The organism is Williamsia phyllosphaerae (assembly GCF_014635305.1).
In the GTDB taxonomy this organism is placed as follows: Bacteria; Actinomycetota; Actinomycetes; order Mycobacteriales; family Mycobacteriaceae; genus Williamsia_A; species Williamsia_A phyllosphaerae.
Window position 1 is genome coordinate 621,866 of record NZ_BMCS01000002.1, and the last position, 14,846, is coordinate 636,711.

The following is a 14,846-nucleotide window of genomic DNA, read 5'->3' on the forward strand; positions in this document are numbered from 1 at the left end:
GGGTTGGCACACGTGACAGGCAAGGTCTTCCCTCTCCCGAACAAATGGTCGACGCGCCCGCTCGTCGCCCTGACCATTGCGGCAGTGCTGTTCGCCGGAGTGGGGGTGTGGTTCTTGGTAGCGGCGTTGCTGAGTGCTCTCGACGTCGATTGGTTGAGGTCGATATTCCTTGTGTTCACCGGAGGCGCATTCGTGGCCTTGGGCGCGATACCAGCCACGGCCAATCGCGTCTACCAGAGCGACGATCCTTCGACCGCACGCATTCTTTTTACCGACAACAGATTGCGCATACTTCCTGATCGCGCCCAGCAGATCGTCAGCCTCAGTCTCGGCGTGATGTTCGTCGTCGCCGCTTTCATCTTCGCGATCGGCACGTGGACGTCGACGCTGGACCTCCCCATCAGCCCTGGTTTCGCCGTCTTCTACCCACCCTTCGCACTAGGCACGGCGGTATTGGTGATGACGATGCTCTTTCGCGTGTGGCGCAGGGGCGGGAGCTATGGCCAACTCGCGCTCGATCCCGTCAGCGTCTCTCATGAGAGCGGCGAGCTGAGAACCGAGTTGCACTGGGCGGACATCGCGGCTTTCTCGATCAACCGTCCCCGAATGGGCCGAACGGGGTCGGCAGCGTGCATGATCTATCTCCAGCCTGCCGACGGCACGCCTCCGCTGGCCGTCACCACCAACATGCTGTCCACCGGATGCGCCCCGACGTATTGGCTTCTCAAGTACTACTTCGAGCATCCCGAGCACCGTGACGAGCTCGGCGATCAGCGGGCCGTCGACCGTCTTATGAGCGGACGGGTGGTCACCAGACGGTGAATTACCTGCGAACTTCTCAGAAGTCTTGACTCATTCCAGAAAAGTGCGGGATAGTGCATGGGTGCCCTCGACGACCGATCTCACGGAGATGCTGCGCGGTGCAGATCTGCGTGTGACGCGTCCCCGGGTGGCCGTACTGGATGCGGTGTTCGCCCATCCGCACGCCGACACCGACTCGATCTTCACCACCGTGCGTGGCGAACTCCCCGACGTCTCCAAGCAGGCCGTCTACGACGTGCTCGGCGCGCTCACCGTCGCCGGACTCCTCCGCCGGATCCAGCCATCCGGTTCGGTCGCCCGATACGAGTCACGCGTCGGCGACAACCACCACCACGTCGTGTGCCGATCCTGCGGGATCATCGCCGACGTCGACTGCGCCGTCGGCGAAGCGCCGTGCCTCACGGCGTCGAGTCCCGCCGGATTCTCGATCGACGAGGCCGAGGTCATCTATTGGGGCCTCTGCGACGCCTGTACCCCAGCCCACAATTCGCGATCACTCCCGTGATCGCCAGCCCGAGTTGTCCACCATTGGAAGGAATGTCGTGACTGAAGCCCACGAAACCCGCGAAAAAGAGATGAACGAGAACCAGCCCGAGGACAACGCGGCCGGTTGTCCCGTCGTCGGCGGGCACCGCAAGTTCCCGGTGGAGGGTTCGAGCAGCCGTGACTGGTGGCCCGAGGCCCTGAACCTGCGCATCCTGCAGAAGAACCCCGCCGTCGCCAACCCGATGGGCGAGGACTTCGACTACGCGGCCGCGTTCACCTCACTCGACCTGGCCGAGGTCAAGTCGGACATCACCGGAGTCCTCACCGACTCCAAGGACTGGTGGCCCGCCGACTGGGGCAACTACGGCCCCTTCTTCATCCGCATGGCGTGGCACTCCGCGGGCACCTACCGCGTGCACGACGGTCGTGGCGGCGCGGGCGCAGGCATGCAGCGCTTCGCTCCCCTGAACAGCTGGCCCGACAACGCCAGCCTCGACAAGGCGCGTCGCCTGCTGTGGCCCGTGAAGCAGAAGTACGGCAAGAGCCTGTCGTGGGCCGACCTGATCGTGCTCACCGGCAACGTGGCCCTGGAGTCGATGGGCTTGCAGACCTTCGGTTTCGCCGGTGGTCGCGAGGATCGCTGGGAGCCCGAGGAGGACGTCTACTGGGGTCCCGAGCACACCTGGCTGGGCGATGAGCGCTACACCGGTGATCGCGAGCTCGAGGCACCGCTGGGCGCCGTCCAGATGGGTCTCATCTACGTCAACCCCGAAGGCCCCAACGGCAACCCGGATCCGCAGCTGTCGGCCAACGACATCCGCGAGACCTTCGGCCGCATGGCCATGAACGACCGCGAGACCGCAGCCCTGATCGTCGGTGGCCACACGTTTGGCAAGGTGCACGGCGCGGGCGACCCCGAGAAGTACATCGGACCCGAGCCCGAGGGCGCGCCCCTCGAGCAGATGGGCCTGGGCTGGAAGAACAGCTTCGGCACCGGAAACGCCGAGTACACGATCACCAGCGGCATCGAGGGTGCCTGGACCGCGACCCCGACCACGTGGGACAACACCTACCTCGAGACCCTCTACGGGTACGAGTGGGAGGTCCACAAGGGACCCGGTGGCGCCAACCAGTGGCGTCCGAAGGACGGTGCCGCAACCGATCTCGTCCCCGACGCACACGTCGAGGGCAAGAAGAACCCGCCCATGATGCTCACCAGCGACGTTGCACTGCGCGTCGACCCGATCTACGAAGAGATCACCCGTGGGTGGCTCGCCGATCCGTCGTCGCTGGCCGACGAGTTCGGTCGCGCCTGGTTCAAGCTGCTCCATCGCGACATGGGACCCGTCGTCCGCTACCTCGGACCCGAGGTCCCCAGCGAGGAACTGCTGTGGCAGGACCCGGTTCCCGCGGTCTCCGGTGAGCTCATCGACGGCGAGGACATCGCGAACCTCAAGGCCAAGATCCTCGAGTCGGGTCTGACCGTGTCGCAGCTGGTCAAGACCGCGTGGGCGGCGTCGTCGTCGTTCCGTGGCAGCGACAAGCGTGGTGGCGCCAACGGTGGCCGCATCCGACTGCAGCCGCAGGCATCGTGGGAGGTCAACGAGCCCGACGAGCTGGCCCAGGTCATCAAGGGGCTCGAGTCGATCCAGGAGTCGTTCAACTCCGCTGGGGGCAAGCAGGTCTCGTTCGCCGACCTCGTCGTCCTCGGTGGCGCCGCAGCGGTCGAGAAGGCCGCGTCAAACGCCGGCGTCGACATCACCGTGCCGTTCGCGCCGGGTCGTACCGACGCGACGCAGGAGCAGACCGACGTCGAGTCGTTCTCCTACCTCGAGCCCAAGCGCGACGGGTTCCGCAACTTCCTCGGCAAGGGCGACCGCCTGCCGTCGGAGTACCAGCTGGTGGACCGGGCGAACCTGCTCACCCTCAGCGCACCGGAGCTCACCGTGCTCATCGGTGGTCTGCGTGTGCTCGGAGCGAACTACAAGAACTCCGACCTGGGCGTGTTCACCGACAAGACGGAGACGCTGAGCAACGACTTCTTCGTCAACCTCCTCGACATGGAGACCGAGTGGGAGCCCGTCGGTGACGAGCAGGGCACCTACATCGGCAAGGACCGCAGCACCGGCGAGCAGAAGTACACCGGTAGCCGCAACGACCTGGTGTTCGGCTCGAACTCGCAACTGCGCGCCATCGCCGAGGTCTACGCCGAGAGCGACTCCAAGGAGAAGTTCGTCCGTGACTTCGTCGCCGCATGGGACAAGGTCGCGACCGCCGACCGGTTCGATCTGAGCTGATCAGCACCTGATCGAAGCGAACACCCCGTCGACCATCGGTCGGCGGGGTGTTCTGCTGTGGTGTGTCGGTGTCGGCGATCCGCTCCGGTTGTGGTGATCCGCTCCGGTTGCAACCGGAGCGGATCAGCGAAAGTGGAGCGAATCGCCGCGCGGTACGACGCTCAGCCGGCGATCCGCTTGGCCGCAGCCGCGACCGCCGCGGTGAACACGTCGCGATCGGGCGCCTTGGTGCCCAGGATGTTCTTCTGCGTCACCGACACCGTCGCGCCATCGGTGGGCAACAGCGCAAGGTACGAACTCTGCTTCAACGGAGCGGCGCCCGGCAGATTGGTTGTCACGTCCTGCTGGATCACCAACGCACCCTCGACTCCTGGGGTGGCGATGTCGACCTCCTTGGTACTCACCGAGCCGGTGAACGACTGTCCGTTGACCGAACTCGTCACCTTGTGTTCCGTGCACGAACCGAGGTTGTACTTGCGGTACTTGGCGACGTAGTCGGTGTCGGTGACGACCGTGCTGCCGATCAGTCCCCCGGAGGTGCCATTGGTGAAGAAGCTCGCCGTGGCGTTCTTCACGGTGTCAGCTGACACGCCCGACAGATCGGGTTGGCAACTGGCGGGTGAGACCTTCGACCCCTTGGTGCTCGCGAGGAGCGAGTCGGCGGTCTGACTGGCCTGATCGGCCGGGATGTTCATCTGCGTGTAGCCCGCGGGCACGTCCGACGCCTGCAAGAGGTAATCGGTCAGGGGCCGGTCCGCCTTCTGCGCGGCGGACTGCCGGCTCGCCGAGGAGCCCGAGTCGCTTGACGACTCCGACGAACAGCCGGCGACGAGACCGAGCGCCACCACGGCCACGGCAACCACTGAACAACTGACGCGCATGTCTGATCTCCTCACTCCGACATCAACTGCCGAGACACTATCCGGTCGATTGTGCGACAGCGCGTGCGAGTGAGGTGAGCGAGTCGGCCTCGATGTCCGGCGGCGCGAACAGGCTCGGCCACCGCGCGCCGGAGCGGTTGATCCACGCCGTCCGGAGGCCGACACGTCGGGCGCCCTCGAGATCCCACGGGTGCACCGCGACCATCAAGGCGTCAGCGGCTGCGACACCCGCTTCGGCGAGACCGTGCCGGTACGACGCCGGCGCGGGTTTCCACGCCCCCGCATCGATGACCGACAGGTACTTCTCGACGGCAGCGTCCGCCGGCGTCGACCCGAGCAGCTTCTTGGCCACGTTGGCCGACCCGTTGCTCAGCGTCATCACCCGTACGCCGGTGTCGGCGAGCGCGACCAACCCGGGTACCACATCCGAGTGTGGCTGTGCGGCAACCATCGCCGTCATGATGGCCGCCGCGCCGTCGTCCACTGCGGCGTCGGCGCGTGCCGGATCGACCTCGCGGATCAGGAACTCGGCGATCTCTTTCCCGATCACGGCGTAGCCCGGGTTGTCGCCCAGGACGGTGGCCGCGAAGCCGTCACGCAGCACCGACAGATACCAGGTGCGCACGTGTTCGGCGCTCAGTCCCTGCTCTTCGAACGCGCCGACCACGGACCGCAGATCGGACAGGGTCTCGTTGACGTCGAGGAACGCGACCTTCGGTCGGCGCGTCACTTGAACGCCTGAATGTTGTTCAGGGCGGTGACCATTCCCGATCCGATCGGTCCACTGCGGTCGTAGATGGTGGTCGTTCCGACGGCGATCCCGGCGGAATCGAGATGGGAGGCCTCCTGCACGCCGACCCACTCCCCCTCTGGCAGTCGGGACAGCGCGACGGTCAGGTCACCGTTGATGTAGCCGACCCACTCGGTGCCGAGGTTCGTGACGAGGCTGGTCCACTCCGTCGTCGTCACCGCGCGGACGTAGGGGCTCGGCGACCGGTCGGCGGTCATCGGCAGGACGTTCCACCAGGCGGTGGACCGGTCGGCGTTCAGGTGTGGCTCGAGTTCGTGGGTCCACCCCGCGGTGTCGGAGTGGTACCAGGTCGTGGCGTCTGGATCGGAGTCGACATCAGGCGGGAACGGCACCGAGTCGTCGGCATGCCAGCGATCGCCGGGCGCGTTCTCCGAGATGCGGTACTGCACGAACACCGCACTGGCCACCAGCTTCTCGTCCTGGATGGCCTCGGCGCGGGCGACCTTGATTCGTCGTCCGGCACGTACGAGTTCGGTGCGGACGATCGTCGGCTTCTGCACGAACGGACGCAGCAGTTCGAAGGTGGTGCGGGCGGGCAGGAAGTCGGGTTCGCCCTGCTCCTCTTCGAGCACCTGCGCGAGCAGCCCGACGATGGCGGGGCCGGCCACCTGACCCGGTCCCCACGCGCCGACGGCGTGCTCGTTCGCCAGGTAGGCGACGGAGCCCTGATGATCGATGACCTCGAAAAACGGTTTCACGATCTCAGGTTCTCATGAGGCCCGTCGACGTCCGTTCGCGCAGTCTCGGTCATGCTCCGATGCGTCTACACACACAGAGGCAGCCGCTAGCGTGGACTCGTGGGATTTCACGACGGGTACTTCAGTCGAGCGGGCGCGTTCACCCTGAAACACGACCGTGCCGCGTCGCTGCACAGTATCGGCATCCCGGTCAGCACCGCCCACGTCGACTACACCGAGCACTACCGCATCTCTGCCGAGCAATACGACATCTTCGTGCGCAACCCACGGACGGCCAAGCAATTCGCCGACGGTTGTCGCCGACACGAACACGACGATCTGCTGGTTCTCGGGCCAGGGTGCAATCGCGGCGAACCTCGGATGCCGGACGAGTCCGACGAGGTCCAGGCCGCCATCACCTACCTCGACACGTTCACGTCGTTTCCGCGTGGAGTCGCACTCGGGATCGATGTCGAGGCCGGACAGCCGTACCTCTCAATACCTGCGGGCGCAGGCCACAGCTCTGAGGAATGGCGCTACTTCCTTGTCTTAACGGCCGAGCGTGAGGAGTTCGAGGCCGACATCGAATCCGCAGTCAGCTTTGCCGACGCCTGCCGGCGAGGTGAGCACGATGACCGGCTGGTGGCACCGCACACCACTGATCAGCGAACGGATCCCGCCACGCGCGTCAGTGACGCGAACACAGCCGAGTAGTCCGCCACAGCCTTGGCGATGAAGTCGTCGAGGTCCGGCAGGTTGTCGATGACGAAATACAGTCCGCGACCGGGGATCGCGGCGCCGAGTTCCAACAGCAGCGGCGCGAGCGTGGTCTGTGGTGCGAGTGAGTGGGTGAGGTCGCCGCCGGTGAACTGCGGAATCGCGACGACTCCCTTGAGTCCGTCGGAGCCGAACTGGTCGAGAAACGCCTTGAGCAGTCCGGTGTAGGACGCCTTGTAGGTGGGCGTCGCGAAGACGACCAGGTCGCTGGCCGCCACCGACTCCTTTGCGGCGGTAACCTTCTCCGATCCCCACTGGAACAACTCGCCGGCGATGTCCGCCAGTTCGAGGACCTCGACGTCGTAGGACCCTTCCGCCAGCAACGCCGGCGGGAGCGCCTCGGCCACCGTGCGGGTCCGCGACTGCGGCTTCGGGTTACCTACGACAACGGTCACCTTCAGAGGGTTGCGGTCAGACACAGGGTTCAGCTCCAGACGTCGTCGTGGCGGGCGTGGGTGGGCAGATATGCAGCGGGGCCGAACTTCTGGTCGTAGAAACCGCGATCAAGGTCCTGCGCCTGCAGATACATGAGCACGTGAACGGTCGGCACAGTGCCCGGCAGCTTGCCGAAGCGGGAGTAGATGTACTCGGCCTGCAGGGTCACGAGCTCCTGCAGCCCCTCGGCGGGGAGGTAGTCGGCGCGCACCTTGGGCGTGTCCGACCACGGCCCCGGCGTATCGGAATTGCCCGGTCCCCCCGGCCCGAACTTGCGCTCGTAGTACCGATCCACCCCTGCGGCAACGGAATCGACGAACGGCGGCACCAGCGTCTCGAAGACGCCCTCGAGTCCGGTCGCGTTCGGGAACGGCCACCGGTCGTCGGTGTCGTAGGAGAAGCCGAGTCCCGGTGCACGCGGGTCGCCACTGGCGCCGAGCACGCTGAGTCGGTCGAGGCCGTCGAAAGTCCAGCCGCCCAGACCCAATGCCTGCAGCAGCAGGACCCCGGTGTTGGTGGCGGTCGCGAGCTCGGCGCTGGCCTCGGCGAGGGTGTACTGCTCGACGAACGACAGGGGTATCGGATCGTCGAAGTTGCGCAGACCGCTGAACTTCTCGATCCCGGGCACCGCCGTGTTGTGCACGTCGTCGTAGATGACGTAACCGTTGGCGGCGAAGAAGTTCAGGTTCGCGACGAGGTGTTCGGAGAGGTCGGCCACCGGGAACGCCAGCAGGCTGCCGGGCCAGTTCGCGATCCAGGTGTTGTGGCCCTCCATGTAGGGCTCTTCGCGCGGGAGGACGAGGCGGGTGTCGGACAGCTGCCGGTATCCGTCGGCGGTGGAGGTGATCCATGATGCGAGGTCGGCGGGCTCGTCCTGGCGTTCGATCTGCGGGGCGGCATCGCGCGAGCCGAAGAAGTAGGTGCCCGAGTGTCGGTGAAGAACAGCTGACTCGTGTGGAAGGCCGCCGCCGACGGGAACGTCCGACCACCGGCCGAGCCCGGGTAGTTGGGGACGTTCGGCGCGTAGCCGGGGTGTCGGGTGATGCCGTAGTTCCATCCGGTGACGCCGGCCAGCACGCTGATGATGAGCGCCCGTTCGACCTCGGTGATCGAGCGCGGCGCCTCGGTCGACTCGTAGGCCAAAGGTCCGTCGGGGATGCTCCCGCCCACCGGGAAGCGCCGCGAACGTCGGCCGACGATGGCATCGAGCAGCGGGTATTGGCCGAGTTCGGCCAACGCCTTCCGGTGCTTGTCAGAGATCTCCAGGCGGGTCATCGCGTTCTCTTCGACACGAATTCGACGATATCGGCTGAGGTCGGCACGCGGTCGACATCGCCGAGCTCGGCTCTCGTCGCGTCGAACGGAACCGGTTTGCCCGACCCGAGAGTGACGTGCGTCGCATACGGGACTGCACCCGACCCCCACCGTGTTGGCCACGTACATGGCCTTCACATTGAATTCCGATTCGCCGCTGCTCCAGTCGTTCGACTCCGGCGTCATCCACACCTCGCACCGCGTCTTCATGGCGCCGTTGACCCGCCTGCGTGCGGAGTCCGACGGCACGCCCACCGATCTGCAGACTGAGTACTACCGCCAGCGCGCGGGCGCAGGCCTGGTGATCGCCGAGGCGACCCAGTCCAGCGCCACCTCGGGCGGCGCGTACGCCAACACCCCCGGTATCCACAACGACGCCCAGCAGGCCAAGTGGGCCGAGATCGCCGACGCCGTGCACGGTGAGGGCGGCCAGATCTTCGTCCAGACGTGGCATGTCGGCCGCGTCGCGCACCCCGACCTGCCCGGTGGCGACCCCGTCGCCCCGTCGGCCATCGCCGCCGAGGGCAAGGCCCACACCCCCAAGGGCAGCCAGCCGCTGGTCACCCCGCGTGCGCTGGAGACCAGCGAGATCGCGGGCATCGTCGACGGCTTCCGCAAATCGGCTCGGCACGCGATCGACGCCGGACTCGACGGTGTCGAGATCCATGGCGCGAACGGCTACCTGCTGCACCAGTTCCTCGGTGACGACAGCAACCAGCGCACCGACGAGTACGGCGGCTCGCCGGCGAACCGTGCGCGCATCGTGATCGAGGTCGTCAGGGCCGTGGTCGACGAGATCGGCGCCGACCGCGTCGGAATCCGCCTGAGCCCCGGCCACAAGGCCAACGGCATGAACGAGGCCGACACCGTGCCCGTGCACCAGGAGCTGTTGCGCGCCATCGCCGACATCCCGCTGGCGTACATCCACTTCCTGATCGAGCCGACCGACCCCGTGCTGACGCAGCTGCGTCCCGAGATCACGGTGCCGTTCCTGCTCAACACCGGCTTCGCCATCGAGTCCGACTTCGCGCAGCTCGAGAAGATCGTCGCCGACGGAACCGCCGACGCGGTCGTGGTCGGTCGCTGGTACATCTCCAACCCCGACCTGGTCGAGCGCCTCAAGCAGGGTGCCGACCTCACCGAGCCCAACCAGGCCACCTTCTACGCCAACGGCGCCGAGGGCTACATCGACTACCCGTCGCTGCAGACCCAAAACGCCTGACGCCGAACAGTATGTCCGACAGCGCCCGCCGACCTGCTCAGGGTCGGTGGGCGCTGCGCTGTCTACCTGAACATTCGGCGGGTCCGAACGCATCTGACGTGTGACCGGTGATCGACACCGTCACTGTCGGACAGGATTCCTATGGACAAAGCCGATGCCAGTTACCACTACGAAAGCATTAAAGACCTCGGGCTGGACGAATCAGCCGGAGCCATCTACATCGGAGTGTTCCTCGCCTGGTCCGCAACTCGTGGATTGATGGCCACACACCATCAGGACGCGATCGCGGCCGCTCATCGACGCAGCGAAAAACCCTCGGAGTACGCCTATGCCTATTCCTGCGGGGAGTTCCACAACGGCGACTTCACCGCGGCAGGAGTTTCATTCGCCAATTCCTATTACAGGGCGTACCTGAAATTTCTCGATAACGTTCCCGCATTCGCCGACTACGAGGTGACGTACACGAACCCGGACACCTGGGAAACCTATGACGAAATTGTCGTTCTGCTCGACGATCTTCTCGCCTACTGGAGAGACGGCCGCGAGTCCTGTCCGCAAGAACTCGCCTGTTCTAGGCGGTATTGCCCCTGACGCTCGCCGACCAATGGCGCTCCACGGCGCGTAGGCCCAGCCGACGAGGGTCCACCTATCAAGGTTGGGCGACGGCAGGATCTGGTAATTGGTGCCATCGCAGTAGCCGGGCGCGAAGCCCTGCACGCCACCGCTCTCGTACAGACCGTTGCCGATCGAGATGTCGACGTGGTCGCCGTCCTCTCCGCGCGAGAACACCAGGGCCTCGGGTGACGTTGGCAGGCTGCTGCGGCCTTGACCGCGTGCCGCGAGTGCGCGGTAGAAGGCGAGGGCACCGTTGTGCGGGATCCCGGTGGCCGTGGTCTTGCCGTAGGCGGCGTCGACGAAGTCTTCACAGCCATAGTCACCGAACTTGTCCCGGGTGCAGTAGGGTGGCGCCGCGAAGGAGGGCCGTCCCCTTCGCGATCGTCGGGATGTTGCGGATCGCGGTGTCGGCCTGCGCAGCGAGTGCGGCGACGCGGGTGATGGCCGATCCAAGGAAAGCCAACAAGGCGCGGAATGTAATTGACGTCAGGATGCAAGAAATACCTGCACGGTCCCTAGCGAACGAGCCCGAGGACGCCTGCGCTGTAGCAATCGAAAGGCGATGCCACAGACGCCCGGACTACGTACGCGGCTAAATGATCTGTGGACTTCGGCTGGGCGAGAGCACCTCAGTCCGCCCCCAATGCTGGACTCTGCGAAAGCGGGACGCGCAGCGTCTTCAGGTCACAACCGCCCTGGGTGGCGGATCCGGTCTGGCAGGCAACTGACAAGGTTGGATTAATCAAACCAAGAGGTTCACCTGCGGCAACCCGCCGACGGGGCTGCGCGAGTTCGGGCAAGTAATCAGTAGACCGTCAGACGAGCGCGAGGCGCCCGTTCTCCGCAGCGGCTTCTGACTGGAATAGGCAGCGTGTCGGCATCGGCCTCAGCGGAGATACGGGTCTCCAGCGCCTCAGCGCGTCCGATGATTCGGAGAGTGGCCCTGCTCGCCATGGATCACGAACGCCCCGACAGGCAGTCATGGGGCGAGACCGTTGGGCCGGCCTCACGTCGTCGGCCGACGTTGAACCGGTAACATTGGCGATGCCACGCGACCACCATCAAAGCTTCGGTAGGCGAAGATTTCATTCTCGAGAAAACTCCGAACCCTCGAAGTAATCTACTTCCATGCAAATCAAAAGCAATGCATGCCTGCCGCGTGAATGGCCGGTAATCAAATTAAGCGCGCAACCTTGACAAGACTGGGAATCGTCGATCAGCAATCAAAACTTCCATTCCCTCTAGGCTGAACGGACAGCAAGTTATGGCCGAACAAAACAATCTATCACTAGCCGACCTGGTTCTCGCATACCGCAAATCGAAGATCGATATGTACTACTCCACAAATATCCGTCGACAAGATATTGCTCTATACGAAATGCAAATCGAAGCAAACCTCACCAATTTAATGTCTCACATCGTCGATAGTGATGTTAAGTGGTTCTCTGACGTTGACTTCTTGGGATCATATTCCGTAGTTCCCAAAAGCCTCTGTTTTTCCGCGCCCGAACACGAATTCTTTTACTCCAGCGGGCCACGCAGTTGGCAAGCAATTGTGTCCGCCAATAGCCCAAAGAAACCAGTTGCCGACTTTCGAATCATGTCAAAGTGCAGCGTCGACCTTCACGTGCTTTCTACTTTATGGATGGAACGGATCGGAACGAAGTATGACGCCCTCCTCGGACGCAGCGCACATGGAGGACGCCTTCGTAAGAGATTGAGAGAAGACCAGCCGGATCTGAGGCTCGGGAGTTTTGTGCCTTACGCAGCAGGATACCGTGAGTGGCGAGACTCCGCCATGTCTGTAATGCAGGACGCGGTAGACGCCGATCAAGAAATTATTGTTATGACCGCGGATGCCAAAGGCTATTACCACAACTTGGACGCAGGATTCATGCTCGATGAAAAATTCGAGGACGAGGTCGGCGCTGTCCAGCTGGACACGGTGGATTATCAGCTACATAAACTCTTCATCGGAGCACTGCTCGCATGGTCCGAACTAGTGGGCCAGCAACTTGGAGTTTCTCGCGCCGGCCTTCCGGTCGGACTGCCCGCGTCCGCAGTCGTAGCCAATATGGCATTACTCGGATTAGACAACCTTGCGAGGGACCACCTCAAGCCGATGCACTACGGCCGATACATCGACGATATAGTCCTTATCATTCAAGCGAGCCCAAATATCGCGAATCCATCAAACCTTCGAGATTGGATCGTTGAGCGCTCCGGGTCGAACATTATCGTCGACACTGAGAATGGTAATAGCTATCTGCGCTTCGCGCCTACCTACCTGGATGCATCCAAAGTTATTTTTTCAAACACAAAGAATAGGTCTTTCCATCTAGAAGGACAGTCGGCCCAACACCTCATTAGCACAATTAAAAAAACCATCACAGATCGAAATAGTGAGTGGAGATCCCTCCCGGAGATGGCCCCCGACCTAAAATCTATTGGCGCAGATATCGCATCGGTGACGGCTACCGACGGGAACGAGGCATCCACCATCGGTGATGTCAGCGGCGTTACCGCGAAACGAGCCGAATTTGCTATTCGATTGCGAAACTTCGAGACATATGCGCGCGATTTGAACCCTAACGAATGGGCCGAGCAGCGCGGCGCGTTTTTCTCTACTGTAGCGCTGCATATTATCTCGCTTCCAAATACGTTTGACTTTTTCCAGTATGTTCCCCGGTTAATCAAACTTGCGGCAGATTGTGGCGATATCAGCGCACTACAGCTTATCGTGGAGAGTGTGTGTGAATCTATCGACCGTGTGGCTCAGGATTGCGAGATCACAATTTCGGGTCTGCTGGAATCTTCAGATCAAGCCATTGCACAGACATCTGAGATCAAGAAAGGCTTTCGGTTAGCCAGTTTGTCCGGCGATTGGTTTCGCCAGTTCGTAAAAGATTTCAACGAGAATCTAGCTGCCGGATACGATGGCCCGATTCAGGATGAGGTGCTTCAACGCTTCCAGGCCCACATGCGAAGAAATACCTGCGCGCTTGAGGAGCGAGTCGACGTGTTCTCAAACGAAGATCTACTCTTTTGGCACTCTCAATTCTATCTCCGCGATCTTGCCCATGTGCCATATCGCTATTCAGTTCTCCCAACTGAGATACAGCCGCATTCGCGACCCGCTGCTGGCGAAGTCTCTTCGAAGGGATTTATAGTGACGCTTCCGCTTTACGAGAAGCATCGCCTGGGGTCGAATCTTCTGTTCGCAAATTTAGGCGGCGATACAATCGCAAGGGTCAGTCCCGATCTGTTCAAGACATGTATTATTCCAAGTCGTGCTATCGGATTCATATTTCCAACACGCCCCGTTAATCTACTCGAGACATGCTTAATTTTCAGCCAGAGCAGCGAATCCGTCGTAGGAATTCCGTCGCAGCAAGCAGTCTCGAAGGTCTTGGCCAGTATGCGGGGAAACGCCAACCACCCTGGATTTCCTTCGATCATTAAACAGAATTCTGGGGAAGTCACTATCTCGATCCCGCGGTCCGGGCTCGAAAAACACGTGAAAGTTTCCGTAGCTATGGTGATGACAACCTTCCAAGACTTTATTCGCGCCGCGCACGAGAAGCCTAATGTTAGCTACGCCCGTTACAATGAATTAACTGCAGCCATGAACGAAGCGATGACCCCGGAGAAACGCGGAGATTATCTAGTAATGGGTGAGTTAAGTTTCCCCTCGCGATGGTTCCTCTCATTTGCGGCGCGTTTAAAGACTGTCGGAGTGGATCTTATCGCTGGCGTCGAGTACCAAACCTATTGCAAGAATATTAAAAGAAACCAAGTCTGGGCAGCGCTGAGTGTCGGCCGCACGGGCCCCCATCAACAGCAAATTGTCTATCGCCAGGACAAGCAGACGCCAGCGATGTTCGAGGAGCGTGTATTGCGAGAGCAAGTTGGAGCTCGGCTAGAACCCCAATTCGCCTGGACCTCCCCGCCTGTAATCTCGCATGGCCGATTCAGCTTCGCGATACTGATCTGCAGCGAACTGACGAATATCAGCCATCGAGCGTCGCTTCGCGGACGTGTTGACGCGGTTCTCGTACCGGAGTGGAACCAAGATCTCCATACCTTCGACGCATTGGTCGAATCGGCGGCAAACGATATCCACGCATATGTAGTGCAGGTCAATAATCTGATGTATGGGGATTCGAGGATTCGAGTACCGAGGAAAAAACCCTACGAGCGCGACGTTGTTCGGTTGCGTGGAGGTCTACACAACTACGTTGTAACCGGGCAGCTTGACCAGTTGGCGTTGCGCGACCACCAATCGCGCCATCGTTATCAAGACGGAGATTTCAAACCCGTTCCAGACGGCTTCGTCATACACGAAAGCCGACGCTTCCTATTTGGTGAGGACTAACTATCCGGTCAGCGTCCGAGACCATACATACCGAATACTCGATAATAACGACAACACTGTGCCGAGCAACCGACATCGTCGGCCCCCTACGACTGCCGACCCTGCATGTTCTTGGCATCGCTAGCTGAATCGGC

Annotated in this window: 12 protein-coding genes and 1 pseudogene; 7 read left to right on the forward strand and 6 right to left on the reverse strand. The window is 62.3% G+C overall.

Going from position 1 to position 14,846, the window contains the following annotated elements:
* Window positions 1-12: 12 nt before the first annotated feature.
* From IEV93_RS16760 to katG, 3 genes are all read left to right on the forward strand, one after another.
* Complete coding sequence (locus IEV93_RS16760) at window positions 13-822, forward strand: hypothetical protein (RefSeq protein ID WP_188491089.1); 810 nt, start codon at window positions 13-15, stop codon at window positions 820-822.
* Window positions 823-883: 61 nt separating this feature from the next.
* Entirely contained in the window at window positions 884-1,327 is a 444-nt protein-coding gene (locus tag IEV93_RS16765; protein ID WP_371873855.1) for a Fur family transcriptional regulator, read from the forward strand.
* 70 nt (window positions 1,328-1,397) lie between these two features.
* Window positions 1,398-3,605, forward strand: a complete 2,208-nt coding sequence (gene katG, locus IEV93_RS16770; RefSeq protein ID WP_188491712.1) for a catalase/peroxidase HPI — start codon at window positions 1,398-1,400, stop codon at window positions 3,603-3,605.
* A gap of 161 nt (window positions 3,606-3,766) precedes the next feature.
* Here the strand turns inward: katG and IEV93_RS16775 are convergent, their stop codons facing one another.
* Genes IEV93_RS16775 through IEV93_RS16785 form a run of 3 tightly spaced genes read right to left on the reverse strand, consistent with a single transcriptional unit; the run spans window position 3,767 to window position 5,995 of the window.
* Window positions 3,767-4,486, reverse strand: a complete 720-nt coding sequence (locus tag IEV93_RS16775; RefSeq protein WP_188491090.1) for a hypothetical protein — start codon at window positions 4,484-4,486, stop codon at window positions 3,767-3,769.
* A 37-nt stretch (window positions 4,487-4,523) separates the two neighbouring features.
* Window positions 4,524-5,216, reverse strand: a complete 693-nt coding sequence (locus IEV93_RS16780; RefSeq protein WP_188491091.1) for an HAD family hydrolase — start codon at window positions 5,214-5,216, stop codon at window positions 4,524-4,526.
* Window positions 5,213-5,995: an acyl-CoA thioesterase domain-containing protein gene (locus IEV93_RS16785; protein ID WP_188491092.1), complete on the reverse strand. Its 783-nt coding sequence runs from the start codon at window positions 5,993-5,995 to the stop codon at window positions 5,213-5,215. Before IEV93_RS16785 ends, IEV93_RS16780 begins: the two co-directional genes overlap by 4 nt.
* Window positions 5,996-6,094: 99 nt before the next feature.
* Between IEV93_RS16785 and IEV93_RS16790 the strand changes: the two genes are divergently transcribed.
* Window positions 6,095-6,688 carry a hypothetical protein gene (locus tag IEV93_RS16790; protein ID WP_188491093.1) on the forward strand — a complete coding sequence of 198 codons (594 nt, stop codon included), beginning with the start codon at window positions 6,095-6,097 and terminating at the stop codon, window positions 6,686-6,688.
* Here IEV93_RS16790 and IEV93_RS16795 read toward each other — a convergent pair.
* Together IEV93_RS16795 and IEV93_RS16800 are read right to left on the reverse strand one after the other, a co-directional pair.
* On the reverse strand, window positions 6,637-7,146 hold the full coding sequence (locus IEV93_RS16795; RefSeq protein ID WP_229705253.1) for an NADPH-dependent FMN reductase: 510 nt from the start codon (window positions 7,144-7,146) through the stop codon (window positions 6,637-6,639). The two genes, IEV93_RS16790 and IEV93_RS16795, sit on opposite strands and share 52 nt — an antisense overlap.
* A gap of 29 nt (window positions 7,147-7,175) precedes the next feature.
* A pseudogene (locus IEV93_RS16800) lies at window positions 7,176-8,461 on the reverse strand (hypothetical protein).
* A gap of 166 nt (window positions 8,462-8,627) precedes the next feature.
* Between IEV93_RS16800 and IEV93_RS16805 the strand changes: the two are divergent.
* Complete coding sequence (locus IEV93_RS16805; RefSeq protein ID WP_188491094.1) at window positions 8,628-9,722, forward strand: alkene reductase; 1,095 nt, start codon at window positions 8,628-8,630, stop codon at window positions 9,720-9,722.
* Window positions 9,723-9,863: 141 nt separating this feature from the next.
* Window positions 9,864-10,313, forward strand: a complete 450-nt coding sequence (locus tag IEV93_RS16810) for a DUF7832 domain-containing protein (RefSeq protein ID WP_188491793.1) — start codon at window positions 9,864-9,866, stop codon at window positions 10,311-10,313.
* A gap of 343 nt (window positions 10,314-10,656) precedes the next feature.
* Here the strand turns inward: IEV93_RS16810 and IEV93_RS22545 are convergent, their stop codons facing one another.
* Window positions 10,657-10,803 carry a hypothetical protein gene (locus IEV93_RS22545; RefSeq protein ID WP_229705254.1) on the reverse strand — a complete coding sequence of 49 codons (147 nt, stop codon included), beginning with the start codon at window positions 10,801-10,803 and terminating at the stop codon, window positions 10,657-10,659.
* Between the two features lie 798 nt (window positions 10,804-11,601).
* On the opposite strand from IEV93_RS22545, the gene IEV93_RS16820 reads away from it, so the two are divergent.
* Window positions 11,602-14,712 carry an RNA-dependent RNA polymerase family protein gene (locus IEV93_RS16820; RefSeq protein ID WP_188491095.1) on the forward strand — a complete coding sequence of 1,037 codons (3,111 nt, stop codon included), beginning with the start codon at window positions 11,602-11,604 and terminating at the stop codon, window positions 14,710-14,712.
* The last annotated feature ends 134 nt before the right edge of the window (window positions 14,713-14,846 follow it).